Origin of the sequence: Chitinophaga sp., from assembly GCF_036569125.1 — a bacterium.
Classification (GTDB): domain Bacteria; phylum Bacteroidota; class Bacteroidia; order Chitinophagales; family Chitinophagaceae; genus Chitinophaga.
The window spans coordinates 1-5,242 of record NZ_DATCRF010000505.1 but is presented as its reverse complement, the minus strand read 5'-3'; the positions used below and the strand labels follow the sequence as shown (position 1 = coordinate 5,242).

Sequence of the window (5,242 nt, the reverse complement as noted above, 5' to 3'; positions counted from 1 at the left end):
ATACACACCCAATCCCGGTATCGTAGGGATTGATATCCTGCAATGGCAGGGCTCAAACGGTCTTACGTACACCAGCGACACTTCCGTATCCATGACTGTATACCCCATCTTAAATACCCCGCCCATACTTCGTACTTTGGAAAGCAAATACAGCATGGCCGGCCCCCCTGATACCATATTGATCTCAAACTATCCTCCGGTACGCTGGCATACTGAGGTAGCGGCGTTGCTGGATGGTGCAACCACATTACCCATAAATCCCAACGGCTCCTTTATTATTGATCCGGGTACTTTGTCAGCAGGTTCGCATAACCTGCAGGTAACATTCTGGCATCCGCTGGATACCATCAGCATTTCCCGGACCTTTACCGTTACAGCCCCGCAACCGCTCATGGCAAGGTCGCAACAGAAGAACGGGATAATGGTGCAGGAACATCTCAGCATATCACCTAACCCGTTTAGCCAGCAATTTACCCTCACCGGGCTGTCTCCTGATAGGGCATTTATCCTGTCGTTGCTCGACCAGCAGGGCCGGGTTGTGTATACCCAGCGGGTAGTAAACCAGGGCCGTGTAGCAGTGACCGTTAGTACACCTTTAAGCAAAGGGTTGTACCTGCTGAATATTTATGATGAGACCAGCAGAAAGTTAACCAACACGATAAAACTGCTGCGTCTGTAGCTGCTTTGTTCATGATATCCTTTGCCATATTTGAAAGCCATCGGGCATAGCTGTGTACCAGGGGGCCTGGTGCACAGCTATGCCCGATCCCTGATTAATTCACATTACATCCTAAAAAACCATATTAATTATGAGCACTAATTCTAAACTTCTGTCTGTACTTTTTCTATTGATCATTGTATTCGCAAGTGAATCCACCTCCGCCCAATCAGGCATTTACGTTGGCGGGCATTTCCGCAGAGAAAGGAATCATACCATAGCTGACTTGAAAGCTTCGGGTTTTACCTATGTAATACTCTTTAACGTCACGGTTGAGGCGAACGGCGACCTGACTACGGATGGACAAACCATCTGCTCAAACGGATCTTACGTTTTCGGTTCCACCAATCCTAACTACATTGCTGATGTAACTGCGCTCAAAACCGGCGTCACCTCTATCAACAGGGTGGAAACCTGCATTGGCGGCTGGGGCAGTCACTCCTACACAAATATCAGGAACCTGGTCAATAGTCAGGGTACAGGTACCGGAAGTATCCTTTACCGTAATTTCCAGGCGCTTAAAGCGGCTATTCCTTCTATAGACGCCATTAATAACGACGATGAAGAAGCCTATGACGTTAATTCTGCTACCGCTTTCCATGTTATGCTAGCCGGCATTGGATATAAAACCACGCTGGCCCCTTATATGAATAAGGCATACTGGCAAAGCTTGGCTACCAATGTTAATAACCAGCGCAGCGGGGCCGTGGATAAGATCTATTTACAATGGTATGAGGGAGGCGCCGGCAATAATCCATGTGACTGGAACATCAACAATATTGAGCTGCACACAGGCGATCTGAATTATGAGAATGGAAATACCGTAGCCGATAAAATGACACGGGCCAAGAACAATTGTAATTCCAAAGGAGGATTTTACTGGGTATATAACGACAACAATATTAATCTCCAGGAACTGGCAAACAGGGTGAATACGATCTTTGGTATCCGTACCAAAAGCCAGAAAGAAGTTGCAAACTTTTACAACGACTGTGATTTCAAGGGCTTTGCCAATGGATTGGAAGCAGGCGACTATAATCTAAGCAGGCTGCAATCCCTGGGCATAGGAAACGACCTGTTATCAAGCCTTACCGTAGCGGAAGGATTTCAGGTAACGCTTTACGACGATGACAATTTCAGTGGTGCTTCTAAAACATATAGCGGGAATGTAAGCTGCCTGGTTGCAGATGGATTAAATGATAAAGTTTCCTCCTTACGCGTACGAACAGCCGGGGTAACCAATTTAGCAGGCGCCTATTTTATTCAAAACCGGAACAGCGGCAAATATATGGACCTGGCAGCAGAGCATGTTCAGGAAAATGGCGGAAATATTCAGCAGTGGGAATATGCCGGAGGAAATAATCAGCAGTTCCAGCTAACACACCTGGGTGATGGGGCATACCGGATCAATGTAGTAGCCAGTGGTAAAGCAGTAGATGTGTCGGGCGTGAGTAAAGATGAAGGCGCAAACGTACACCAGTGGGATTATGTAAGCGGTTTTAATCAACAATTTGTACTGGTAGCTACAACAGATGGATACTATAAGATCATTCCCAAACATAGCGGCAAAGTAGTAGAAGTGGCAGATGCCAGCTCCGCAAATGGCGCAAATGTTCGCCAGTGGGGTAATAACAGCCAGCTATGCGGGCAATGGAAGCTGGTACAAAACGTAGCAAAAATTGTATCTGCAGAAAAAAAGACACTCAGCACAGAAAATAAATTAACCCTTTATCCTAACCCCGCAACGCAAACTCTTTTCTTTTCTTCCAAAGAACTTACCGGCGCCAAAGCCGCTGTTTTAAATGTGCTGGGGCATCCGGTAATAAACACGGTGATTTCAGGTAATGGCATTGATGTATCCACGCTAAAACCAGGCTTATACACGCTTATAATTAGCAGGGGTAATAAAACGGTTGTTAAAAAGTTCATCAAAAACTAATTGGGTACGGTACAGTTTTAAAGTAGATAAGTTGCCGTTGGCCAGGTAATTCACAGTGTAGTATTTTGTTTATCTTGCGAAACTTGTGAATTACCTGGTACAACTTATCCATTATGAAAGATGAAAGAACATATGTTTTTATTCCCGGAGGATGGCACGGTGGTTGGGCTTACGATCCAATAACCAGTAAGCTGGAGCAGTTAGGGAAAAAATGTATTTCATTAACCTTACCGGGCCTTGAACCACAACCCGGGCCCTCAGACAGGATAATAAACTTAGATGCCCATATCCGGTTCGTAACAGACAAGCTTGTAACAGCAGATCTCACCAATGTGATCTTATGCGGTCATAGCTATGCCGGGTTAGTTATTACAGGCGTGGCAGATAAAATTCCGGAAAGGATCCATGCGCTTGTTTATATTGATGCTTATATTCCTAAAGATGGAGATTCCTGCTGGAGCCTTACCACTGAAATGTACCGGCAACGTTTTGTAGCCGGAGCAGGCAGGGATGGCTTCTCGGTTGAAGTTCCAGCGGGCGCGGATGACCGGAGAAGACCGCATCCCCTGGCCACCTTCATGCAAAATTTACATTTGAGCGGAGATTATGAACGGGTGCTTAACCGTGTATTCATTTTTCTCAGTGGCTGGGAGCCAAGCCCCTTTGTTAAACAATATGAAAATTTAAAAGATGCTCCGGATTGGCATGTGGAAACAATACATTGTGCGCACAATGTGATGAGGGAATGTCCGGAGAAGTTGGTGGATGTATTGTATGGGCTTGAAGAGAAATATCGTTAAAGGTATTCATGGCGCCCCAGTAAGCTCATGGCGAAAACTCTATCATCTGCCTATACAGCTGCACCAAAATTAAGTGGTGAAAGCTGTCCGGTTCTTATCTATAAACTCAGCTAAAGTCATTGGCCCTTTGCCGGTAATTTTTTCAATCACATCATTCATATCCGGTGTACCGAAAAGATCGTCGCTGATAACATTCGCAAGGTGATCTTTAAAGTGGTCACTTCCTCCTAATCCCATTGAATCTGCCATTGATTGAACGCTATTTTGCTCGTAAATAATATCCTTATTTAAGGTTTGGCTAAATACTTCACCTATTTCTGCATAGCTTAAAAGTTCCGGTCCAAAAAGCTGATAAGCCCTATTAATGTGTGGCCCTGGCTCCGCTAAAATACTTGCGATGGTGCGTGCCAGATCTTCCCCGGCTACCGGCGCATGCCGGGCATCTTCAGGGAAAGGCATTTGCAGTTTCCCGGCTTTAATTTGATGAGCAATGTACAGGAACCATTCTGAAAAGAAAGTTGGCCGTAAATGGGTAGTTGGAATGCCTGACCAGCGAAACACTTCTTCTGATAAAAAGTGCCGTATCGTTGCAGGACTTTTAGCGGTAGCTGCAACCTGCTTTTGCGACATGTTAACGATGAATTCAGCGCCGGCTTCTTTTGCAGCCTGTGCAAAAATAACGGTAACATCTAACAGGTCCGGATTCAGTGGATAGCAAAAATATCCTCTTTTAACACCTTTCCAGGCTGCACGAACGTCATCCATGTTCTGCATATCACCCACAATTATTTCCGCGCCAAGGTTCTTCAGGCGGGTCGATCGCACATCTTCTTTATGTACTAAGGCGCGTACCGGGTGGCCCCTTTGTAATAACATCTCTACAGATGGAGCGCCTGTTGACCCGGTTGCGCCTGTAACTAAAATTTTAGGCTTTTCCATGTTTTCAGTTTTTATTTATGAATTTCTTATTCCGGTAAAATATACCTTTTGGTATATTATTACTCAAAAAAAATCAAAGCTCGTAGGCCTCCAGTTCGCTCTTTAAGCTTTTGATCAACCCTTGCATCGGCCGCTCATTATTCATCGCACGGCACATAATAATTGCCCCTTCTATCGCCGCAAACATTTTAAATGAATAGGCGTCCGGATCAAGAGCAGATGAAAACTCACCATTTTTAATTCCCTCCCGCAAAATAGAAGCGAAGTTCTTTTGTGAAACATATAAATTCTCCCCGATCTTTGGCCTAATAGACGAATTGTTATCACTATCAAACTCCACAGCCATATTAAACATAGGGCAGCCGCCCTTTATGTAAGGATTCAACGGCTTTTTGTTAAAATCGAGATAAGCAAAGATCTTCCCTTTTGCACTGGCTTCCTTTTTCATAACCTGGGCAATACCTGAACATATTTTTTCCAGCAAATAATCCGTTACCTGCATGGACAAATCATCTTTATTCTTAAAATGACTATAAATTGCTCCTTTGGTTAATTTTGTAGCCTCTAAAACGTCATCCACATTGGTTCCTGCAACTCCCTTTTCATTATAAATAGGAGCCGCCTGTTCAATGATAAATTTCTTCGTTCTTTCTGCTTTTGTCATCAAACGATTATTGACGCCACAAAAATATACTAAAAAGTATATTAAATAACGGTATCCCCTTTTTTTGATCTTTAAATGACAAACCAGTTCATTGAACTCCAGGTATTACCTGAAACCACATTTGACTACGAATAGCGGCCTAACCGTGCAGCTTTAAGCCATCTAAGGCTTTATCCTGTCTC

At 44.2% G+C, this 5,242-nt stretch carries 5 protein-coding genes; 3 read left to right on the top strand and 2 right to left on the bottom strand.

The window, feature by feature from the left end:
- The 3 genes from VIM87_RS19065 to VIM87_RS19055 all read left to right on the top strand — a co-directional run.
- Positions 1 to 679, top strand: a 679-nt coding sequence (locus tag VIM87_RS19065; protein WP_331998535.1) for a T9SS type A sorting domain-containing protein, incomplete at its 5' end; no start/stop codon positions are given.
- Between the two features lie 130 nt (positions 680 to 809).
- Positions 810 to 2,657: an RICIN domain-containing protein gene (locus VIM87_RS19060; RefSeq protein WP_331998534.1), complete on the top strand. Its 1,848-nt coding sequence runs from the start codon at positions 810 to 812 to the stop codon at positions 2,655 to 2,657.
- Positions 2,658 to 2,770: 113 nt separating this feature from the next.
- Positions 2,771 to 3,457, top strand: coding sequence for an alpha/beta fold hydrolase (locus VIM87_RS19055; protein WP_331998533.1), 687 nt, complete (start codon positions 2,771 to 2,773; stop codon positions 3,455 to 3,457).
- Between the two features lie 69 nt (positions 3,458 to 3,526).
- Here VIM87_RS19055 and VIM87_RS19050 read toward each other — a convergent pair whose 3' ends face one another.
- Complete coding sequence (locus tag VIM87_RS19050) at positions 3,527 to 4,396, bottom strand: NmrA family NAD(P)-binding protein (RefSeq protein ID WP_331998532.1); 870 nt, start codon at positions 4,394 to 4,396, stop codon at positions 3,527 to 3,529.
- Between the two features lie 73 nt (positions 4,397 to 4,469).
- On the bottom strand, positions 4,470 to 5,060 hold the full coding sequence (locus tag VIM87_RS19045; RefSeq protein ID WP_331998531.1) for a TetR/AcrR family transcriptional regulator: 591 nt from the start codon (positions 5,058 to 5,060) through the stop codon (positions 4,470 to 4,472).
- Between the last annotated feature and the right edge of the window lie 182 nt (positions 5,061 to 5,242).